This window comes from Sphingomonas ginkgonis (assembly GCF_003970925.1).
GTDB classification, from domain to species: Bacteria; Pseudomonadota; Alphaproteobacteria; order Sphingomonadales; family Sphingomonadaceae; genus Sphingomicrobium; species Sphingomicrobium ginkgonis.
This window is the reverse complement of the sequence record NZ_RWJF01000001.1, coordinates 539,271-560,554: the sequence shown is the minus strand read 5'-3', so window position 1 is coordinate 560,554 and position 21,284 is coordinate 539,271. Positions and strand designations below refer to the sequence as shown.

General features: G+C 69.0%; 12 protein-coding genes. 6 read left to right on the top strand and 6 right to left on the bottom strand.

Annotated elements, in window-relative coordinates; all coding sequences use genetic code 11:
- Window positions 1-16: 16 nt before the first annotated feature.
- From HMF7854_RS02750 to HMF7854_RS02735, 4 genes are all read right to left on the bottom strand, one after another.
- Window positions 17-1,639 carry an alpha-amylase family glycosyl hydrolase gene (locus HMF7854_RS02750; RefSeq protein ID WP_126717700.1) on the bottom strand — a complete coding sequence of 541 codons (1,623 nt, stop codon included), beginning with the start codon at window positions 1,637-1,639 and terminating at the stop codon, window positions 17-19.
- Window positions 1,626-3,419: an alpha-amylase family glycosyl hydrolase gene (locus HMF7854_RS02745; protein WP_126717699.1), complete on the bottom strand. Its 1,794-nt coding sequence runs from the start codon at window positions 3,417-3,419 to the stop codon at window positions 1,626-1,628. The genes HMF7854_RS02750 and HMF7854_RS02745 overlap by 14 nt, the downstream gene beginning before the upstream one ends.
- The gene (locus HMF7854_RS02740) at window positions 3,416-4,930 is read right to left on the bottom strand and encodes a tryptophan halogenase family protein (protein ID WP_275401998.1); all 1,515 of its coding nucleotides are present in this window, start codon (window positions 4,928-4,930) and stop codon (window positions 3,416-3,418) included. The genes HMF7854_RS02745 and HMF7854_RS02740 overlap by 4 nt, the downstream gene beginning before the upstream one ends.
- A 94-nt stretch (window positions 4,931-5,024) precedes the next feature.
- Entirely contained in the window at window positions 5,025-7,898 is a 2,874-nt protein-coding gene (locus tag HMF7854_RS02735; RefSeq protein WP_239016807.1) for a TonB-dependent receptor, read from the bottom strand.
- A 147-nt stretch (window positions 7,899-8,045) separates the two neighbouring features.
- Here HMF7854_RS02735 and HMF7854_RS02730 point away from each other — a divergent pair, with 147 nt between their 5' ends.
- The 4 genes from HMF7854_RS02730 to HMF7854_RS02715 all read left to right on the top strand — a co-directional run bounded on the left by HMF7854_RS02730 (window position 8,046) and on the right by HMF7854_RS02715 (window position 14,631).
- Window positions 8,046-9,071, top strand: coding sequence for a LacI family DNA-binding transcriptional regulator (locus HMF7854_RS02730; protein ID WP_126717698.1), 1,026 nt, complete (start codon window positions 8,046-8,048; stop codon window positions 9,069-9,071).
- 91 nt (window positions 9,072-9,162) lie between these two features.
- A complete protein-coding gene (locus tag HMF7854_RS02725; protein WP_185829134.1) occupies window positions 9,163-10,665 on the top strand; it encodes an MFS transporter in 1,503 nt (500 codons plus the stop codon).
- A gap of 9 nt (window positions 10,666-10,674) precedes the next feature.
- Window positions 10,675-12,231: an MFS transporter gene (locus tag HMF7854_RS02720; RefSeq protein WP_239016806.1), complete on the top strand. Its 1,557-nt coding sequence runs from the start codon at window positions 10,675-10,677 to the stop codon at window positions 12,229-12,231.
- A gap of 21 nt (window positions 12,232-12,252) precedes the next feature.
- Window positions 12,253-14,631: a glycoside hydrolase family 31 protein gene (locus HMF7854_RS02715; RefSeq protein ID WP_126717697.1), complete on the top strand. Its 2,379-nt coding sequence runs from the start codon at window positions 12,253-12,255 to the stop codon at window positions 14,629-14,631.
- On the opposite strand, the gene bglX is transcribed toward HMF7854_RS02715, so the two are convergent.
- Window positions 14,628-16,916, bottom strand: coding sequence for a beta-glucosidase BglX (gene bglX, locus HMF7854_RS02710; protein WP_126717696.1), 2,289 nt, complete (start codon window positions 16,914-16,916; stop codon window positions 14,628-14,630). The two genes, HMF7854_RS02715 and bglX, sit on opposite strands and share 4 nt — an antisense overlap.
- 158 nt (window positions 16,917-17,074) lie before the next feature.
- Here bglX and HMF7854_RS02705 point away from each other — a divergent pair, with 158 nt between their 5' ends.
- Together HMF7854_RS02705 and HMF7854_RS02700 are read left to right on the top strand one after the other, a co-directional pair.
- On the top strand, window positions 17,075-18,058 hold the full coding sequence (locus tag HMF7854_RS02705) for a LacI family DNA-binding transcriptional regulator (protein WP_126717695.1): 984 nt from the start codon (window positions 17,075-17,077) through the stop codon (window positions 18,056-18,058).
- Window positions 18,055-19,470, top strand: coding sequence for a glucoamylase family protein (locus HMF7854_RS02700; protein ID WP_126717694.1), 1,416 nt, complete (start codon window positions 18,055-18,057; stop codon window positions 19,468-19,470). Before HMF7854_RS02705 ends, HMF7854_RS02700 begins: the two co-directional genes overlap by 4 nt.
- Here the strand turns inward: HMF7854_RS02700 and HMF7854_RS02695 are convergent.
- On the bottom strand, window positions 19,467-21,281 hold the full coding sequence (locus HMF7854_RS02695) for a family 43 glycosylhydrolase (protein ID WP_126717693.1): 1,815 nt from the start codon (window positions 21,279-21,281) through the stop codon (window positions 19,467-19,469). The genes HMF7854_RS02700 and HMF7854_RS02695 overlap by 4 nt on opposite strands.
- Window positions 21,282-21,284: the final 3 nt, after the last annotated feature.

Here is a 21,284-nt window from a genome sequence, read left to right as displayed (position 1 = left end):
AGCGGCACGCCCCTGCTCACCGGGACACGTCCTCGATCACCGCCGAATAGGCGCCAAGCCGGTCGGTCCCGACTTCCCCGGCGCTGGCGATCACGGTTCCCGACGCGGTTCTGCGTGGGGCGTCCCGATCGCTGAGGTTGAAGGTGCAGCGGAGCCGCTGGTCGCCTTCCTCGCGCTCGAAACGCAGCAGCTGCTCGCCGGCTTCAAGGATGGTCAGCGTGCCAGTGCGCAGCGCGGCATGGCGCCGCCGCAGCGCAAGCGCCCTCCGGGTCGCCGCGAGCATCGAGCCCGGCGCCTTCTCCTGCCGGTCGACCGCGAGATCGCGGTGATCGGGACCGAGCGGAAGCCAGGGCCGACCTTCGGTGAAGCCGCCGTGGGGAGCGTCGGCACTCCACGGCATCGGCGTGCGCGCGCCGTCGCGGCTCAGCGTCTGCGGCCAGTTGGCGATCGCTTCCGGATCCTGCAGCTGTTCGAACGGAACATCGACCTGCGTCAGCCCCAGTTCCTCGCCCTGGTAGATGATGATCGAGCCCCGGAGCGACGCCAGCAGCAGCATCTTGGTTCGCGCGAACCTGTCGCGCTGATCCGCCGCGACCCACCGCGAGACGGCGCGCGGGGCATCGTGGTTCTCGAAGGCCCAGCTTGGCCAGCCGGTCTCGGGAGCGTCCGGCCAAGCCGCCGCCGAGGCCGCGACCAGCGCCGGGGTTAGCTGCTCGGCATAGAGGAAGTCGAAGCCGTAGGCGCTGTTCAGCCGCGTGCCCCCGCGCGTGAACTGGTGCATCTCCTCGATCGCCCGCTTGCCGCCGACCTCCGCCATGGCGAAGCGGCCGTCATAGGCGTCGATCAGCGAGCGAAGCCGCTCGATGAAGCGGACGATGTCGGGATGCGACTGGTTGTAAATCTGCTCCTGGAAATCGAACGGCCTGGTCCGCTTGCCCCCCGGCGCGGCCGGCGGATTGTCGCGCAGCTCGGGGTCGTGCATCGCGAAGTTGATCGCGTCGAAGCGGAAGCCGTCGACGCCCTTCTCCAGCCAGTAGCGAACGACGTCGAGCAGCGCGTTCTGCACCTCCGGGTTGTGCCCGTTCAGCTGCGGCTGCTCGCGCAGGAAATTGTGCAGATAATATTGGCCGCGCCGCGCGTCCCACGTCCAGCTCGGACCGCCGAACACCGATTGCCAGTTGGTCGGAGGCGAGCCGTCGTCCTTTGCGTCCGCCCAGACGTACCAGTCGGCCTTGTCGCCGTCGCGGCTCGCCCGGCTCTCCTTGAACCAGCCATGCTCGTCGGACGTATGCGAGAAGACGAGGTCGACCATGACCTTCAATCCCAGCGCGTGCGCGCGGGCGATCAGCCGGTCGAAGTCGCCGTTGCTGCCGAAGATCGGGTCGACGCTGCGATAGTCGGCGACGTCGTAGCCGAAATCCTTCTGGGGCGAGGTGAAGAAGGGCGAGATCCAGATCGCGTCCACGCCGAGGCTGGCGACATGGCCGAGATGCGCCGTGATCCCCGGCAGGTCGCCGATGCCGTCGCCGTTGCTGTCGGCAAAGCTGCGCGGATAGATCTGGTAGATGGCGGCGCCCTTCCACCAGGGCTCCGGCGCCGTGGCGGCGAGCCGCGAGCGCGCGACGTCAGCGTGCTGCATGGCAGACCGCATAACCGAACGCCGGCAGGGTGACGCGAACGCTGCCCGGGGCTTGCGCGCGGGCGGGACAGGGGCCGACCGCGGCGGAGAACGCGGCGGAGCGGGTCTCCACGGTCACGTTCTGGGTGAGCGGCTGGCCCGAGGTGTTGAACAGCAGCAGCGTCTCGCGGCCGTCGTCGGGATCGAACCGCGATACCGCGAACAACCCCGGCTTGTCGGCGGCGAAGCGGATCGTCTGCAGTCCGCGCCGCAGCGCCTGACTGGCGCTGCGGATCTTCGCCAGCGCCGCGATCGCGCGGTACAGCGGGTGGCGGGTGTCGAAGTTGGCGCGAGCGGTGGTCGCGGTCGTCCCGACCAGCCTGTCGCTGTTGTACTCCGCCACCTTGCTCGCGAACATGTCCTGGCGCGCCGACTGGTCGCCGCCGGTGCCGGCGAAGCCCTGCTCGTCGCCCGAGTAAATGGTCGGCACGCCGCGCAGGGTCAGCAGCATCGCATAGCCCAGCTCGACGCGCGCCAGCTGCTCGGCGTCGCTCGCCTGCGGGTTGGCCTGGCGGACGAACATGGCGAAGCGGCCCGCGTCGTGGTTGCCGAGGAAGGTCGGCAGCTGCTGCGCTCCCTTCGCCCCGCCGTCGTAGATGGGGTCGGCGCGGAACAGGCGGGCGAGCTCGCTGGTCCCCTTGTTGCGCGCCACCGTGTCGATCACCGCCACGGCGAACGGGAAGTCGAGCATGGCGGGGAAGCGGTCGACCCGCGTGTGGACGGCGGTGTGCGCCGGGTCCATCTCCTGGGTGAAGGCTTCCCCGAACACCGTGAAGTTGGGGATGCCCCGCACCCTCGCGCGTTCGGTCATCGCCGGCACGAAGGCGGCCCAGAACTGCGGGTTCACATGCTGCGCGGTATCGACCCGGAAACCGTCGATCCCGAACCGGTCGATCCAGTTGCCGTAGATGTCGATCATGCCGGCGACCACCCGCGGGTTCTCGGTGAACAGGTCGTCGAGCCCGCTGAAATCGCCGGTGGTGACGCTCTCGCCCTCGAAGGTCGAATCGCCGCGGTTGTGGTAGAAAAGCGGGTCGTTCAGCCAGTCCGGCTTCTTGACGTGCTCCTCGCCCTTGGGGACGAACACGTCATAGGCGTAGCTAGGTTTGGTGAGCCGCCCGAAGTTGGCCGCGCTCAGCTCCTGTTCGCCGGCGAACCCCGGGTTGATCGGCGCTCCCGCGATGCCGCCGCGGCGCTGGTAGGGGTAGTCGGCGACCGAGCGGAACGGGCAGCTCCGCGCCGCTTCGCATTCGCGATACTTGATCACGTCGGCGGTGTGGTTGGCGATGATGTCCATGTAGACCTTCATCCCGCGCGCGTGCGCCGCCTCGACCAGGCGGGCGAAGTCCTCGTTGGTGCCGAGATGCGGATCCACCCGCGTGAAGTCGGTGATCCAGTAGCCGTGATAGCCTGCGCTCTCCTGCCCCGGAGGACCCTGCACCGGCTTGTTGACGAAGATCGGCCCGACCCAGATCGCGGTGACGCCCAACCCCTGGATATAGTCGAGCCGGCGGGTCAGGCCTTTGAGGTCGCCGCCATGATAGAACCCGCGCGCCGCCGGATCGAACCCGGTCTGTAGCCGCCCGCCCTTGTAGCCGCCCCGATCGTTGCGCGGGTCGCCGTTCTCGAACCGGTCGGGCAGGAGGAAGTAGATGACCTCGTCCTGCGGCAGACGGGCGCGATAGTCGGGCGCCGGCGGCGAAGCGAGACTGGCCGCGGCAAAGGCGAGCAGGGACATCATGCGGCTTGAGCGGCTCCATGGCGGGCGATGAAGTCGGCGTGACGCGGCATCTGCGCCGCCTCCCGCCGCATCAGCGCCTCGAAGGTTTGCATGTAGGATTCGAGGTCGGCCGGCTCGACATGGTCGGCGAGCGGATGGTGCGACGCGGGAAGGACGCCCTGCCCGACGAGGACCTGGAGCCAGCCGACCACCGTGAACAGCTCCTCGCCGCGGCGGAAGATGTGGCCGGCCTCGCGGAACAGCGAGATCCGCTCGGCAAGGCTGTCGGGGATCGGCATCGCCGCGCAGTGCCGCCAGAAGGCGCTGTCGTCGCGCTCGGTGGCCTTGTAGTGGAGGATGATGAAGTCGCGGATGGACTCATATTCCTCCGCGGCCTGGCGGTTGAACTCTGCCGCGACCGCCGCGTCCCCCTTGCCGCGCGGAAGCATCTTCACCAGCCGCGACAAGGCCGACTGGACGAGGTGGATCGAGGTGGACTCGAGCGGCTCGAGAAAGCCCGAAGCGAGACCGACCGCGATGACATTGTGGTTCCAAGCCTTGCGCCGCATCCCGGCGGTGAAGCGCAGCGGCCGCGGCTCGGCGAGCGCCTCCCCGTCCAGTCCCGCGAGCAGGAGCTCGGCCGCCGCCTCGTCGCTGGTGAAGCCGGAACAGTAGACATGCCCGTTGCCGGTCCGGTGCTGGAGCGGGATGCGCCACTGCCAGCCCGCTTCGAGCGCGGTCGAGCGGGTGTAGGGCGTCAGCTCCGCCGCCGCTGCGCAGGGAACCGCGAGGGCGCGGTCGCACGGCAGCCAGTTCGACCAGTCATGAAAGCCGGTCGACAGTGTTTCCTCGATCAGCAGTCCGCGGAAGCCCGAGCAGTCGAGGAAGAGATCGGCGGCGATCGCCTCTCCGCTCTCGAGCCGGACCTCGGTGACGTCGCCGCTCTCGCCGTCGCGCTCGACCGAGACGATCCGTCCCTCGCGGCGAACGACGCCGCGCTGCTCCGCGAGACGGCGCAGGTAGGCCGCGTACAGCGACGCGTCGAAGTGGAAGGCGTAGGGCATCGGCGGGACGACGTTGGTGGTCTTGAGCGGCCCGCGCTGCATCCGCCCCGCCCGCGCCGCCGTCTCGTTGAGCGAATAGGCGGCAAGCTCGCCGGCCAGCCCGAGCTCGCGAGCGCGATGCCAATAATGGTGGAAGGGAACGACTCCGATGTCGCGCCCGACCTCGCCGAACGCGTGCATGTAGCGGTGGCCGCGCCGGCTCCAGTCGACGAACTCGATGCCCAGCTTGTAGCTGCCCTGGGTCGCCGCGAGGAACTCGTCCTCGTCGATCCCGAGCGCCTGGTTGTAGAGGTTGATCTGCGGAATCGTGGCTTCGCCGACGCCAACCGTCCCGATGGCCTCGCTCTCGACCAGCTCGATCCGGAAGTCCCCGCCCGCGACGAAGTTCGACAGCAATGCCGCCGACATCCAGCCGGCGGTCCCGCCGCCGATTATCGCGATCCTGGTCTGGGTCGGGTTGGGGTTCACGTCCAATCTCCTGCCGACGGCCGAGGTGGATGGCCGGGCATGAGCCGTCCGAAGCTGGACGGCGGCCGCCCGCGAGGGCGACCGCCGCTACGCATCAGAACTTGTAGGCGAGGGTCAGATAATAGTCCCGGCCATACTTCTGATAGTCGATGACCCGGCGCGTATCGTCGTTCTCGTAAGTGACGAACGGTCGGTTGGTCAGGTTCTTGGCCTGCGCCGTGATCGACAGCCCGTGCATGAAGCCGCCCTGGAACTCGTAGCCGACCTGCGCATCGAGGATGCCCTCGGGCTTGGCGGTACGGAAGGTCGGCGTCGCGGAAAGGCCGGCAACCTCGCCGATGAACTTGCTGCGATAGCGATAGCTCACCCGCGCCTGGAACCCGTGCTTCTCGAAATAGCCCTCGGCGGTGCCGACATACTTCGACAGACCCGGGATATCGATCGGCGTCGGCTGGCTGGCATAGCGCACCTTGCTCGAGACATGCGCGATCGAGCCGAAGAAGCCGAAGCCGTCGAGCGCCGGGACGAAGTTCGAGAAGGGCAGCGAGACCGTCAGCTCCTGGCCGAGGATGTGGCCCTTGCCGTCGTTCGCCGGTCCGGAAACGAGCCCGACCGTCTTGCCCTGGACCAGCGCGCGGGTCGCCGGATCCAGCAGCGCCGCATAGGGCGCGAAGTCGAACGCGAAGCTGCGGTTAGGATCGACGTAGTTGGTCAGCCGCTTGTAGTAGGCGCTCAGCGAGACATAGCCGCCCTTGCGGAAATAATATTCCGCCGAGCCGTCGAAGTTGAGCGACTTGTAGGGCTTCAGCTGAGCGTTGCCGCCGTAGGCGCTGAACACGGGGAACAGCGACGGGTCGTAGCGACCGATGTTGGCAGCGTTGAAGCTCACCACCGAGGTCACCCGCTCCTGGTCGAGCCGCGGCCGGATCATCGTCTTGCTGACGCCGAGCTTCAGGAAGCCCGATGGAACGACCTGGAAGGCCAGCGCCGCGCTCGGCAGGAAGTCGGTATACTTCGAGCCGCCGTCGATGGTCGCGACGGTGACGACCGGCGGCGGGCCGGCCGAGAAGCTCGAGGTGAAGCCGCTCGAGCCCTGGTCGGAATGGACGACCTGGGCGCCGATCGCGCCGGTCACCGGGATCGCGCCGAGACGCGAGTCGATGTTGATCTGCGCGTAGCCGGTCAGCACCTTCTCGGTGACGTTGTAGTCGCGCGCCAGGCTGTCGGGCCGGTTGTCCGGCGCCGCGTCATAGACGTTGTTGTAGAGGTAGAGCGGGTTGAGCGCGATCATGCTCGGCACGCCAAGGTAGGCGAGCGGAACGGTCCCGACGATTGCGTCCTGCGGGATCGGGGCGGACAGCGCGGTGCCGCTCGACACGGTGCAGCTCGGGTTGCCGTCCTTCGGGCAGAGGAACGCCGACGAATAGGACGACGTCTTCGAACGCCGCGAGTAGACCGCGCCGACTTCCCACTTGTTGAAGAAGCCGTCGAGATCGCCGTCGAGGCTGGCGCGGATCGACTTCAGGTCGTCCTTGAACGACGGCCGGTTGAGGAAGCCCGCCTGGACCACCGCCTCGGTGCCGTTGTAGCCCCAGCCGCGCGGGTCGGTGATGACGAGGTTGGACGCGTTGCCGTAGTTGAGCGTCGGGACGATGTCGAACGTGCCGTCGCTGTTCTGGCTGATGTGGATCGTGTCCTTGGCGCCGCTCTGGTTGTAGCCGGTGCCGGTATAGTTCTCGAGCAGGAAGTCGGTGCGCTTGGCGCGGCTCCAGCTCTCGTCGAGGGTGAAGCGGACGCGGTCGGTCAGCGACACGACGTTGTTGAAGCCGATAGAGAAATTATTGGCGTTGCGGCGATTATAGTCGTTGCGGACCACCCCAACCACACCACTCACCGTCGCATCGGTCACCAGGCCGTTCGACGCAGTGTAGTTGGTGATGGTGGCGTTCGAACCCCAGTCCGGCGCGATCGGGAACTCGATCCCGCGCAGGTACTGGGTCTCCTTGAACTTGGAGTAGAGCACGTCGAGCGTGGTGTGCCAGCGATCGCTCGGCTTGAACTCGAGCGTGCCGACCACGCCGGTCCGCTGCAGCTTGCTCGACTCGACATAGGGCTTGGCACCGCCGAGCAGCAGGTTGCCGCCGGTCGCGGTCGAGTTCGGGAAGCCCCAAGCGTTGTAGCGCTCGTTCTGCGTCGGCTGGGTCATGGTCGAGACGCCGATCGCAACGCCGATCGTGTCGTGCGCGAAGCGGTCGACATAAGTGCCCGACGCGCGATAGCCGGTCCGCTTCACCTCCGGGTTGAGGCTCTTATGGCTGTTCATCTGCCCGCGCAGCTGCACGGCCAGGGTCGGCTTCTCATTGAGCGGCCGAAGGGTGCGGAGATCGACCGTGCCGGCAATGCCCGACGGCACGACCGAAGCGTTGGCCGACTTGTAGACGACGACGTTGCGGAAGAACTCCGACGGATACTGGTCGTATTCGACGCCGCGGTTGTCGCCGACGGTGACCTGCTCGCGACCGTTGAGGAGGGTCACGCCGAAGTCCGGACCGAGGCCGCGGATGGAGAGACGCTGGTCGCGGCCCTCGAGACGCTGCGCGGTCACGCCGGGCAGGCGAGCCAGCGAGTCGGCGATCGACACGTCGGGAAGCTTGCCGATGTCCTCGGCCGAGATCGCCTCGACGATGACCGGATTGTTCTTCTTGATCCGCTCGGACGCGGCGAGCGACGCGCGGATGCCGGTGACGACGATCGCATTGTCCGCCGGGCTGTTCTCGGCGGTGTTGTCGGCACCCTTGGGCGCCGCACTCGGCGACGGAGTCTGGTCCGGAGTCTCGCCGGTCTGCGGCCCGGTCGGCTGCGGCGTGGCGGGCGCGGTGGTGCTCTGCGCCACTGCCGGAGTCGCCGCCATCAGCGCCATCGGGCTCACGGCCAGCGCCAGGCCGATACGCGTCTTGTTCGTCAGCATTCTTGATCCCCTCTCCCTGGCCGCATCGGCCACGAGCCATTGGCACGGCGAACCCGCGCTTCTCACGTGCATGATTATCAAGGCTTTTCGGCTGGGGAACCGGGCCGGTCGCTATACATACGTATTCAGCCTGCCTATGCTGCGCGCATGGGGAGGAAGCCAACGTCGTTCGACATCGCGGCGCTTGCGGGCGTGTCGCAACCCACCGTCTCGCGCGCGCTGTCGGGGAATCCATCGGTCAGCGCCGAAACTCGCGCGCGCGTGTTCGAAGCGGCCCGCCAGCTCAACTACACGGTGGACAAGAACGCCTCCGGACTGCGCCGGCAGCATAGCCGCACGCTCGCGCTGCTCTTCTTCGAAGACCCGACTCCGGACGACACGCTGATCAACCCTTTTTACCTGTCGATGCTGGGATCGATGGTCCGACGCTGCGCGACGCGCGGTTACGACCTACTGATCAGCTTCCAGCAGCTCTCCGGCGACTGGCACGTCGACTATGAGGACAGCCGCAAGGCCGACGGGATCATCCTGCTCGGCTATGGCGACTATCTCGAGTACAAGCCGCGGCTCGAGCGATTGGTCGAGCAGGGCACCCATTTCGTTCGCTGGGGCAGCCCGCGCCAGGGCGAGCTCGGCGTGACAATTGGGTCGAACAATGACCAGGGCGGCTATGACGCGACGCGCCACCTTCTGGACGAGGGCCGGCGGAGGATTGCCTTCATCGGCACGGCCAGCCTCGCCGCGCCCGAGTTTCTGGATCGATACAACGGCTATGCGCGGGCGCTCCGGGCGCTTGGACTGGAGCCGGATCCCGAGCTCGCTGCCGATGCGCTCCCGACCGAGGAAGCCGGCGCAGCCGCGGTGCGCAAGCTGCTTCGCAACGATGCCGAGTTCGACGCCATCTTCGCGACCAGCGACTTCGCCGCGATCGGCGCGATGCAGGCGCTGCAGGAGCTTGGTCGCAAGGTCCCGGACGACGTAGCAGTGGTCGGCTTCGACGATGTCGCCGCAGCCAAACTGTCGCATCCGTCGCTGACCACGGTCGCACAGGATGCGCGCAAGGCTGGCGAGGCGCTGGTCGAGGCGTTGATCGAGGCGGTCGAGCAGGGCAGCGCGGCGACGCGGCTGCTTCCGGTTAGCCTGAAGGTGCGCGGGTCCAGCGTGGTCGCCTGACCTCATACGTATGCATGCGGCGTCGTTCGCTGCTGCGTGATTGCTGCGGACCGCCCGCTCTGCCAGCGTCGGCCGGGAGAGAGAGGATCAAATGCTGGAACGATCGAGCGAAAAGCCGCGCCAGTCACTTGCCGGGCTGTGGAACATCAGCTTCGGCTTTTTCGGGATTCAGATCGGCTTCGCGCTGCAGAACGCGAACATGAGCCGGATCTTCCAGTCGCTCGGGTCAAGCGTTGACGATCTGCCGGTGCTATGGATCGCCGCCCCGTTGACCGGGCTGCTCGTGCAGCCGATCGTTGGCTATCTGTCCGACCGGACCTGGCTTGGCCGGCTGGGTCGGCGGCGTCCATACTTCCTGGCAGGCGCGCTGCTCGCGAGCCTGTCGTTGCTGCTGATGCCGCTGTCGTCGGCACTGCTGATGGCGGCGATCCTGTTGTGGACGCTCGACGCCAGCCTCAACATATCGATGGAGCCGTTCCGGGCCTTCGTCGGCGACATGCTGCGCAAGGACCAGCATACCGCAGGCTACGCGGTGCAGACCGCCTTCATCGGCGCAGGGGCGGTGGTCGGCTCGATCTTCCCCTGGCTCCTCGATCATCTGGGCATCAGCAACATCGCCGGTCCGGGCGGCATTCCGGACACGGTCCGCTTCAGCTTTTGGGTCGGCGGCGCCGCGCTCTTCGTCGCGGTGCTCTGGACCGTGCTGACCACCCGCGAATATTCGCCGGAGGAGCAGCAGCAGTTCGGCGAGGTAGGCGTCCACGAGGCTCCCGCGGGGACGAACCTGCTTGCGGCTCGCGGCCTCGGTGTCCCGCTTGCCTGGATCGCTGCCGGCGCCCTGATCATTCTGGCGGTGGCGGAGACGGGCCTCGAGAAGGAAGTCTATCTGCTCGGCGGCCTGCTCGTCGCCTACGGCCTTGCGAGCATCGTGGCGATCGGCTCGGCCAAGCGCGGACAAAGCTCTATGCTGGGCCATATCGTCGGCGACTTCTCCGGAATGCCGCCGATCATGAAGCGACTGGCGCTAGTCCAGTTCTTCAGCTGGTCGGCGCTGTTCATCATGTGGATCAACACCACGCCAGTGGTGGCGCAGCGCTTCTACGGCACCACCGACGCCGCGAGCGCCGCCTACCAGGAAGGCGGAAACTGGGTGGGCGTGCTGTTCGCCGTGTACAATGGCGTCGCCGCGATCGCCGCGCTGACCATCCTCCCGCTGCTCGCCCGGCAGCTCGGCAAGGCGCGTACGCACATGATCTGCCTGCTGCTCGGCGCGGCCGGCTACGCCAGCTTCTTCCTGATCCGCGACCCGCAGTGGCTGGTGCTGAGCGAGGTTGGGATTGGCATCGCCTGGGCGTCGATCCTCGCCATGCCCTACGCGATTCTCGCCTCCAACCTGCCGCAGGCCAAGCTCGGCATCTACATGGGGTTGTTCAACATCTTCGTCGTCATTCCGCAGCTGCTGGTAGCGACGGTCATGGGCTCGATCATGAAGGCCTTCTTCCCCGGGCAGCCGATCTACACCATGGCCTTCGCCGCACTGGTGATGGCTGGCGCCGCGCTGGCCACCCTCGCCGTTCGCGAACATGTTGACTGAGCGGCGCCAGTGACCGGCAAGCTCAGCTTCGAAGGCCGGCGCGGGCGGGGGGTGTTTGTCGGGGGCGTCCTAGGGGTCGTCGTCGGGGTCCTCCTTCACCTGCCGATGTTCCTGATGGGCCGCGCCAGCCACTGGCAGCTCGCCGGAATGGCGATGGACACGCCGATGCTCGCCGGGATGGCGCTGATCGTCGGCGGAGTGGCGGTCGCCGCCTACGGGCTGCTCCCCAGCGCGCCGACGGGCGAGGACAGCGACATCGCGGTCGTGCCTCCCGACGAGGCGCCGCTGAGCCGCGCGCACTGGGCGCTGATGGCGGTGCTGGTCATCGCGCTCGTCATCGACGTCATGAAGCCGGCCAGCCTCGGCTTCACCATCCCCGGCATGAAGAAGGAATATGGGATCGGCGGCCCGACCGCCTCCATCGTTCCCTTCTTCGCGCTGACCGGAACCGTCGTCGGCTCGATCCTGTGGGGCGCCATCGCCGACCGCTACGGGCGCAAGGCGACGATCCTCCTCTCCGCGGTGATGTTCGTCGGGACCTCCATCTGCGGCGCCATGCCCTCCTTCGCCTGGAACGCCGGCATGTGCTTCATGATGGGCGCCGCGGCCGGCGGCATGCTTCCCGTCACCTATGCCCTGCTCGCCGAGATGATGCCGAGCCGGCACCGGGGCTGGAGCCTGGTGCTGGTCGGCGGCCTCGGCTCGGTCGGCGGCTATCTCGCGGCGAGCGGCCTCTCCGCCCTGCTCCAGCCGCTGTTCGGCTGGCGCATCCTGTGGCTGCTCAACCTGCCGACCGGGCTGCTGCTGGTCAGCCTCGGCGCGCTGATCCCGGAAAGCGCCCGCTTCCTGCTCGCGCACGGCCGCCAGGACGAGGCGCGTGCCGTGATGGCGCGGTTCGGCGCCGCCGTCCGCCGCGCCGTGCCCCGCCCGCCGTCCGACCAGCCCGAGCGGCTGCAGCCGCTGCGGGGCGGCGCCTTCACCGGCAAGCTCCTCGCGCTCAGCCTTGCGGCGATCTGCTACGGGCTCATCAACTTCGGGCTGCTGCTGTGGCTCCCGGCCGAGCTGGTCCGCCGCGGGGCGAGCGTCGCCCTCACCAGCCGACTGCTCGCCGAAAGCGCGCTGATCGCCTTTCCGACCATCTTCGCCGCCGCCTTCTTCTACAGCCGCTGGAGCGCCAAATGGTCGGTCGCGGCCTCGCTCGGGGTGACCCTGCTCGGGCTCGCGGGACTGTTCTGGTTGGAGGCCGACCCGCGGCGCAGCCCCGTGCTGCCGGTCGCGCTGCTGATCGTCGGCACCAACGCGCTGATCGCGATGCTCCTCCCCTACACGGCGGAAAGCTTTCCGCTCGCGATCCGCGGGCGCACGACCGGGGTCGTCGCGGCCTGCAGCAAGGCCGGCGGCCTGTTCGCGCAGCTGCTCGCCATCCTCGCGCTGGTGCCCGCGCTGGGGCTCGTCTCGCTGGCGGTGACGCTGCCAACCCTGTTCGCCGTCCTCCTGCTCGCGCGCTTCGGGCGCGAGACCCGGGGGCGCGAGCTGCATGATTCGCCCGGCCTTGCCGCGGCCTGACCTTTCGCTCGGAGTGTGTAGATGAAAACTGGCCTGATCCTCGGAACCACGCTGCTGCTGCTCGCCTCGAGCGCCAGCGCGGCCATTCGCGCCCTCCCCAACGGAGCCGAGGCCGACCAGGGCCCGGCGCGGGTGCGGGTCACCGCGCTCAGCGACGAGATCCTCCGAGTCCGCTTCGCCCGCGACGGGCGGTGGAGCGAGGACGCGAGCTGGGCAGTCCCGGCCGACGTCCGCGCACGCAAGGTCGCGGTCACCCCCACCGCCGACGGCTTCTCCACCGGCACGGTCACCGTCCGCATCGACCCGCAGACGCTCGGCCTCACGCTGTTCGACCGGCAGGGACGGCTGATCAGCCAGGATCTCGGCCAGGGCGCGCGCTTCGACGGGGCCAGCTTCACCCTGCGCAAGGCGATGCCGATCGGCGAGCATATCTGGGGCATGGGCGACAAGACCGGCTCGCTCGACCGCCGCGGCGGCACCTTCGTCAACTGGAACACCGACGCTTTCGGCTTCTCCCCGGGCCAGGATCCCATCTACAAGTCGATCCCCTTCTACATCGCCGACGGGGGCACCGGCGGCGCCTATGGCCTGTTCCTCGACAACACGTTCCGGACCGCGTTCGACTTCGGCCACAAGCGCGAGAACGAGATCGAGATCAGCGCCCCCGACGGGCCGGCCGACTATTATCTCATCGCCGGCCCGACCGTGCGCGACGTCGTCCGCCGCTACACCGACCTCACCGGCAAGGCGCCGCTCGCGCCGCTCTGGTCGCTCGGCTACCAGCAGAGCCGCTACAGCTACATGAGCGACGCCGAGGTCCGGCAGATCGCCGCCCGTTTCAAGCAGGAGCGCTTTCCGCTCGACCTCATCTGGCTCGACATCGACTACCAGGATCGCAACCGGCCGTTCACGGTCAATCGCACGACCTTCCCGGACATGGCGAAGCTGAACGCCGACATGAACCGCGACGGCATCCGCCTGGTCGCGATCACCGACCTCCACATCGCCCACCTGCCGAACCAGGGCTATGCGCCCTACGACAGCGGCGCGGCGGGCAACAACTTCGTCCACGACGCCACCGGCAAAACCTATGTCGCGCCGGTCTGGCCCGGCCCGTCGGTTTTCCCCGACTTCACCCGCAAGGCGAGCCGCGACTGGTGGGGGACGCTCTACCGCCAGTTCGCCGGCTACGGCTTCGCCGGGTTCTGGAACGACATGAACGAGCCGGCGGTGTTCGAGACGCCGACCAAGACCATGCCGCTCGACAATGTCCACCGGATCGAGAGCGACGATTTCGCGCCCCGCGATGCGCTCCACACCGAGATCCACAACGTGTTCGGGATGCAGAACACCCGCGGGACGTTCGACGGGCTGAAGAAGCTCCGTCCGAACGAGCGGCCGTTCGTGATGACCCGCGCCAGCTACGCCGGCGGGCAGCGCTACGCGGTGACCTGGACCGGCGACAACAGCTCGACCTGGGATCATCTGCGGCTCGCGGTGCAGCAGCAGATCAGCCTCGGCCTGTCGGGCTTCGGCTACAGCGGCGCGGACGTGGGCGGCTTCGCCGGCGGCCCCAGCCCGGACCTGCTCACCCGCTGGTTCGAGTTCGCCACCTTCATGCCGATCTTCCGTGACCACAGCGCGGTCAACACGCCGCGTGTCGAGCCGTGGCTCGACGGTCCTCGACACCTCGCCATCCGCAAGCGCTTCGTCGAGGAGCGTTACCGGCTGATGCCCTACTTCTACACGGTCGCCGAGGAGAACGCCCGCACCGGCGATCCGATCATGCGGCCACTGTTCTACGACTATCCCGACATGCTGAAGACGAGCTGCGACACGCAGATGAGCTTCACCGTCGGGCGCGACCTGCTGGTCGCGGGCCCGGCGCACCCGGAGTCGCCGCAGCTGTTCGACGTCTGCCTGCCGCAGGGGCGCTGGTTCGACTATTGGAGCGGCCTGCCGGTGACCGGGAACAAGCTGACCTTCGTGCCCGATCTCGAGCGGCTGCCGGTCTATGTCCGCGCCGGCGCCATCGTGCCGCGCCAGCCGCTGGTGCAGAGCACCATGGAGCGGCCGAGCGGCGCGCTCCAGCTCGACGTCTACCCGGGCGAGGATTGCCGCGGCGAGCTCTACTTGGACGACGGGCTCACCACCAACGGCGCCAGCCTGCGCCAGAGCTTCCGCTGCGCCGTGACCCCGGCCGGGCTGACGCTCGACCTCGGCAAGCGCAGCGGCGGCTATCGGCCGTGGTGGACCGCGGTCGACGTGGCCGTGCACGGCTGGACCGGCGGCGCCAGCGTGCGCGGGCGGACGGCAAGCGTCGACGCCGCGGCGCAGACGCTCCGTTTCTCGCTGCCGGCCTCGGCCCGGGCGAGCCGGGTCGAGATCGCCCGCCGCTAGGCGGTCAGTTCGAAGCTGCCCATCACTCCGTCGGCCTCGGCCGACGGGGCGATCCACACGTCGAAGGTGCCGGGCTCGACCCGCAGCTTGTTATCGAGACCGACGAAGGCGAGGTCGGCGGCGCGCAGGGTGAAGCGGACCAGTTCCGACTGGCCCGGGGCGAGCGCCAGCTTGCGGAACGCCTTGAGCTCGCGAACCGGCCGGGTCACGCTCGCCACCCGGTCGTGGATGTAGAGCTGAACCACCTCCTCGGCGGCGCGGCTGCCGCGGTTGGTGACCCGGGCGGCGACCTCGATGCTGCCGCCCATCCCCATCGCCGGAGCGCCGAGCGCCAGCCCCGAATAGTCGATCCGCCCATAGGTCAGGCCGTGCCCAAAGGGATAGAGCGCGCTGTTGGGAATGCCGCGGTAGTGCGCCTTGTACTCGGCGAGCGGGCCCGGCGGGTTGGGCCGCCCGGTCGCTTTGTGCGCGTAATAATAGGGCTCCTGTCCCGGCGAGCGGGGGAAACTCAGCGGGAGCCGGCCGGCGGGCGAGTAGGCGCCGAACAAGACGTCGGCGATGGAATGCCCCGTCTCGGTGCCGAGGAACCAGGTGACGAGGATGGCGGGAGCGTCGGCCACCGCGCCCTCTAGCGCGAGCGCGCGGCCGTTCTTGAGGACGACGATCACCGGCTTTCCGGTCGCGGCGACCGCCTCGGCCAGCCGCTGCTGCGGTTCGGGCACGGTGATCAGCGCGCGCGACTGCGCCTCGCCCGACATGTTCTGCGCCTCGCCGATCGCCAGCAGCACGACGTCCGCGGCGCGCGCGGCCGCGACCGCCTGCTCGATGCCGCCGGGGATTGCCTGCTCCGCCTTCGAGCCTTCGACCACGACGAGGCTCGCCGGGTCGCGCAGCTGGGCGCGGACGCCGGTGGCGAGGTCCACCGCCTTGGCATCGTCGCCATAGACGACCCAGGGCCCGACCAGGTCGTGCTGCCCGCTGGCGAACGGCCCGATCAGCGCGATCCGCTTGCCCGATTTCGGCAGCGGCAGCAGCTCGCCCTCATTCTTGAGGAGGACGATCGACTTGCGTCCGGCTTCGCGCGCGAGCGCCCGGTTCCTGGGAAGCAGCGAGCGCGCCGCTTCGCGCTTCTCGTCGATGCGGCGGAAGGGGTCGTCGAACAGGCCCAGCATGGCCTTCATCGCCAGCACCCGGCGGACCGACTGGTCGACCACCGCCTGCGGCACCTCGCCGGTGCGGACGAGATCGGGCAGATGCTGGCGGTAGAGCCCGGACTGCATGCTCATGTCGACGCCCGCGAGGATGGCGATCCGCGCCGCGTCGCGCCCGTCCCTGGCGTAGCCGTGGGCGATCATCTCCTCGTCCCCGGTGTAGTCGGAGACCATGAAGCCGGTGAAGCCCCACTCGCCGCGCAGCAGGTCGGTCTGGAGCCAGCGATTGCCGGTCGAGGGCACGCCGCTGATCTCGTTGAACGAGGCCATGCCGCTCAGCGCGCCGGCGTCGACCGCCGCCTTGTAGGGCGGCAGATAGACCTCGCGCAGGACATGCTCGCTCATGTCGACCGTGCTGTAGTCGAGCCCCGCCTCGGCCGCGCCGTAGGCGGCGAAATGCTTGAAGCAGGCGAGCAGATGCTCGCTCGAGCGGAGGTCGGGCCCCTGAAAGCCGCGGACGCGGGCGGCCGCGAACAGGCTGCCGAGCATCGGGTCCTCGCCGCCGCCCTCCATCCCGCGGCCCCAGCGCTGGTCGCGCGCGACATCGACCATCGGCGCGAAGGTCCAGTCGATCCCCGACCCCGCCGCCTCGAACGCGGCGGCCTCGGCCGTCCGCCGCGCGAGCTCGGGCTCGAAGCTGGCGACCTCGGCGACCGGCACCGGGAAGATGGTGCGATGGCCGTGAATGACGTCGGCGGCGAAGATCAGCGGGATCTTGAGCCGGGACTCGCGGACGGCCGCGGTCTGCATGATCCGCGCCATGCGCGCGCCGTTGCCGTTGAACACGCCGGTGAGCTGACCCCGGCGGGCTTCCTCGACCTGGCGGGGAAAGTCGCTGTTGGCGCCCGGAGGGTTGAGCTGCGCCGCCGCCCCGCCGCCCCAGGCCGAGGCCATCAGGCTGAGCTGTCCCGCCTTCTCCTCGATCGTCATCTGGGCGAGCAGCCGGTCGACCGAGGCGGGAACGCTGAGCCGCGCCGCGGCCTGCAGCAGCGCTCGGGCCGGGCTTGCCATCCAGGCGGCAATGGTTCCGGCGCCCATCAGCGCGGCACGGCGCGAAATGCGCGTCTCCAGCATGTACTCCCCTTCCTCGATACAGACGGTCGCACCGCTCCTGAACCATCGTGGAGCGCTTGACGATCCTTGTAACCGGTTACATGGACCGAACGGCCTAGGCTGGCAATCCGATAATATCGGCTAAGACTGCAAGCGAGGACGCGTGAGCGAAGGAGCGTATGGCCGAGGCAACCATCCGGGACGTGGCAAGGAAGGCGGAGGTGTCGGTCGCGTCGGTATCGCGCGCGCTGAGCGGAGCGGCCAACGTCAGCGCCGAGACGAAGGAGCGCATCGCGCGCGCCGTCAGCGAACTCGGCTACATCCCCCACGCGGGCGCCCGCAGCCTCAGCCATGGCCGGACCCACGCGATCGGGGTCGTCCTCCCCGATCTCCATGGTGAATTCTTCTCCGAGATCGTGCGCGGCATGGACCGCGAGGCGAGCGCCAACGACTATCTGCTGCTGCTCTCGCCCATGCATGGCGGCGGCCGGCAGGCGACCACCGCGCTCCGGGCGATGCGCGGGCGGGTCGACGGACTGCTGCTGATGGCGCCCCACATCGCGCCGGAAGAGCTGCGCGGCGCGCTGCCCGCCAACCTGCCGGCCGTCCTCATCAATACCCGCAGCAGCGTCGGCCGGACCAGCATCCGCCTCGACAATGCGGCCGGAATGCGCGCGGTCGTCGCCCACCTGCTCGCGCAGGGGAAGCGGCACTTCGTCCACCTGCGTGGCCCCGCGGGCAACCTGGACGCGCAGGAGCGGGCCGACGCGATCACCGACGCGCTGGACGCCGCCGGCCTGCGGCCGATCTTCATGCCGGGCAACTTCGAGGAGAGCGGCGGCCATGCCGCGATCCGCCAGCTGGTGGCGGACGGGACCCGCTTCGACGCGGTGATCGCGGCCAACGACATGATGGCCATCGGCGCGCTGACCGCGCTGCGCCAGGCCGGGGTGGAGGTGCCCCGAACGGTGGCGGTGACCGGGTTCGACGACGTTCCGCTGGCGCGCCACCTCGATCTCACCACCGTTCGGGTGCGCATCGCCGATCTCGGCGCCGAAGCCATCGTTCGCCTGCTCGCGGAGCTCGGCGGAGAGCGGCCGAGCGAGGAACAGTTGCACCAGCCGGAGCTGGTGGTCCGCCGCACTACGGAAGAACCCTCATGATCACGCTCGACCGTCGAACCCTGCTCGCGTCCTCGCCGCTGCTGCTCGCGGGCCAAAGTCTGCCGGCGCTTGCTGCCCCGACGGGCCATTCGCTTCCCGGCTTCTATGCGGATGTCGAGAAGCGGACCTTCGACTTCTTCTGGGAACGGGCGAACCGCCGCAACGGCCTCGTCCCCGACCGCTGGCCTACCCCGAGCTTCTCGAGCATCGCCGCGGTCGGCTTCGCGCTCACTGCCTACCCGCTCGGCGTCGAGCGCGGCTGGGTTCACCGCTCCGAGGCGCGCGACCTTACGCTCACCACGCTGCGCTTCTTCTGGTCGGCGCCGCAGGGACCGCAGCCGAGCGGCACCAGCGGCCACGCCGGCTTCTTCTACCACTTCCTCGACATGGAGACCGGGCTTCGGTTCCGGACCAACGAACTGTCGAGCGTCGATTCCACCCTCCTGTTCCTGGGGGTCCTGTTCGCCGGGGCCTGGTGGGACGGCGACCATCCCGCCGAGCGCGAGATCAGGCGCCTCGCCGCGGCCATCTACGCCCGCGCCGACTGGAACTTCTTCCGCAGCGACGGCCGCCGCGCGCTGTCGATGGGCTGGCATCCGGAGCAGGGCCTGATCGATCGCGACTGGACCGGTTACAACGAGGGGATGATGGTCAACATCCTCGCGCTCGGCGCCCCGGTCCATGCCGGGCCGAGCGACCTCTGGTCGTCGTGGACCGCTCCCTATGACAAGGACTGGCGCGGCAGCGGGCCGACCCGCCATATCGCCTTCGCGCCCCTGTTCGGCCACCAGTACAGCCATGTCTGGATCGACTTCCGCGGGATCCGCGACGGGGTGATGCGCGAGGCGGGGTTCGACTATTTCGAGAACAGCCGGCGCGCCACCTACGCCAACCGCGCCTGGTGCATCGCCAACCCGATGGGCTGGGCCGGCTATTCGCGCGACACCTGGGGACTCACCGCCTGCGACGGCCCGGCGAGCGTCACCCTGCCCTACCGCGGCCACCCCGCCACCTTCTACGGCTATTCCGCGCGCGGACCGGTGTCGATGCCCGACGGCCGCGACGACGGCACCATCGCGCCGACCGCCGCGCTGGGGTCGCTGCCCTTCGCCCCCGAGATCGTGATTCCCTGCGCTGCCGCCATGCTGAAGCGGCCGGGGCTGTACGGCCGCTACGGCTACCGCGACAGCTTCAACCCGAGCTTCACCGACACCGCTGCCAAGGTCGAGACCGGCAGCGTCGACCCGCGCCGGGGCTGGATCGCCACCGACTGGCTGGGAATCGACCAGGGGCCGATCCTGCTGCAGGCGGCGAACCACCGGAGCGAGTTCGTGTGGCGGACGATGCGCAAGGTGCCGGCGATCCGGCTCGGGCTGCAGCGCGCGGGCTTCCGCGGCGGGTGGCTCGGCTAGCGGACCGGCACCACCGCGCTGAGCGGCCCGACGCCGGTCTCGTTGAACGCCTCGACCGCCGCGTAGTAGGGCACGCCGTGGTTGAGCGAACGCAGCTCCTTGGCGAGGCTCGCGCCGGCGCCCAGCTCGTCCGCCCACAGCTGGTGGGTCAGGGTCAGCCGGTCCGGGCGGATGCCGAAGCGGATGTTGTAGCCGGTTGCCCCCGCCACCCGCGGCCAGCGGATGGTCGCGTCGCGGTCGTCGGCATGGCGCTCGGCCGCAACATTTGACGGTGCCGACGGCGCCCGGCCCGGCGCGGCTCCGAACAGGCGCAGCTCGGCGATCGCCAGGTTCTTCCCCCCGACATGGCCGTGCACGTAGCGGACGAACCGTGCCCGAACCGGCCGCGGCAGCTCAAAATAGGCGTTCGGCCGGTCGCGGCGCGGCGCCTCGGTCCGCGCCAGCGGGGTCCAGCGCCGCCCGTCGGGCGAGCTGTCGAGCCGGAACTCGGTGTAGATGTCCGGCGCATCGGCGAAGCGCCCGGACTTGTAGTCGGCGAAGTTCACCTGGACCGCGCGGAGCGTGGCGACCTGGCCGAGGTCCATCGTCAGCGTCTCGCCCGGGCGATTGCGCGCCGCGACCCAGAAGCTGCGCGGGTCCTCGTCGCTGACCGCCGCCGTGCCGAACCCGGCCAGCGTCGACGAGGCGGTCACCCGCTTGCGGTAGGAGAGCAGCATCCAGCCGGGGAACAGCCGGTCGGGGTCGTCGACCTTGCCCGCCGGGACCAGCCGCGGCCAGTCGCCGAAGCGGGTCGAGGCGCTCATCTGGCCGTCGGGGTAGAAGCGCACCGGGTGGATGACGACCCGTCGCTCCATCCCCCAGTTGTAGCCGATCCAGCTCGTCCCCGAGTTCCACCAGTTGCCGTGGTTGTCGCGGAAGGTCGAGCCGTGCCCCGCCCCTTCCGCATAGCCGCCCGGCCGGTAGGCCACCGGGTTGTAGGGCGCATAGGTGAAGGGCCCAAGCGGCGAGGACGCGGTGTAGACGCCGTTGGCATAGGCGTTGAACTCGGTCCCGGGCGCCCCGTACTGGAGATAGTAGGTGCCACCGACCTTGGTCATCCATGCGCCCTCCATGTAGGAAGGGCTGGGCCGGCCGGGGCTCCAGCAGGCGCAATGGTCCTGGCCGAACCGCTCCCAGCCATGGACGTCCGGGTGCAGCGACAGCATCGGCTCGGCGCGAGTCTGGTAGCTCATCCGCCCGTCCGCGAAGCCGATCTTCTGGCCGTACATCGGGAAGATGTTGGACGAACCCCAGTAGAGGTACCACTGGCCGTCGTCGTCCTTGAACAGCGCCGGGTCCCACGGGCCGGGCGGCACTTCGCCGGGCTTCATGTCCTTGGGATCCTTGTTCACCGAGCCCGGCAGCGGCGGCATCTCGCGCGCGAGAAAGTCGATCCGGCCATGGTCGGGATCGCTCGACATCAGCACCGAGCCCGGCTCCATCATCGAGGGCTGGATGACGATCTTCTCGCCGTCGGACCACAGCGCCGGGGCGACGATCGAGTGCATCGGCCACCGGCTCGGTGTGACGAAGCGCCACTGCCGGAGGTCGGTCGAGCGCCAGTAGCCGTCCGCCAGCGTCTGGAAGAGATAATAGGTGCCGCGATGGTTGACGATCGCCGGGTCGGCGCCCGTTCGATAGCTCGCGCCGTCGTTGATCTGCTCGAAATTGTAGCGGTAGTCGAGGTCGACCGGGTTGATGGTCGTCCGCTGCGCGGCGCCGAGCGGGGCGGTGGCCACGAGCGTGATCAGGGCGAGCCGGGACCAGCGCATCCG

Excerpts from the sequence above, each read along its gene's own strand:
- HMF7854_RS02695 (WP_126717693.1), bottom strand. The coding sequence starts at position 21,281 with ATGCGCTGGTCCCGGCTCGCCCTGATCACGCTCGTGGCCACCGCCCCG.
- HMF7854_RS02700 (WP_126717694.1), top strand. The coding sequence starts at position 18,055 with ATGATCACGCTCGACCGTCGAACCCTGCTCGCGTCCTCGCCGCTGCTG.
- HMF7854_RS02730 (WP_126717698.1), top strand. The coding sequence starts at position 8,046 with ATGGGGAGGAAGCCAACGTCGTTCGACATCGCGGCGCTTGCGGGCGTG.
- HMF7854_RS02750 (WP_126717700.1), bottom strand. The coding sequence starts at position 1,639 with ATGCAGCACGCTGACGTCGCGCGCTCGCGGCTCGCCGCCACGGCGCCG.
- HMF7854_RS02725 (WP_185829134.1), top strand. The coding sequence starts at position 9,163 with ATGCTGGAACGATCGAGCGAAAAGCCGCGCCAGTCACTTGCCGGGCTG.
- HMF7854_RS02745 (WP_126717699.1), bottom strand. The coding sequence starts at position 3,419 with ATGATGTCCCTGCTCGCCTTTGCCGCGGCCAGTCTCGCTTCGCCGCCG.
- HMF7854_RS02735 (WP_239016807.1), bottom strand. The coding sequence starts at position 7,898 with ATGCTGACGAACAAGACGCGTATCGGCCTGGCGCTGGCCGTGAGCCCG.
- HMF7854_RS02715 (WP_126717697.1), top strand. The coding sequence starts at position 12,253 with ATGAAAACTGGCCTGATCCTCGGAACCACGCTGCTGCTGCTCGCCTCG.
- HMF7854_RS02705 (WP_126717695.1), top strand. The coding sequence starts at position 17,075 with ATGGCCGAGGCAACCATCCGGGACGTGGCAAGGAAGGCGGAGGTGTCG.
- bglX (WP_126717696.1), bottom strand. The coding sequence starts at position 16,916 with ATGCTGGAGACGCGCATTTCGCGCCGTGCCGCGCTGATGGGCGCCGGA.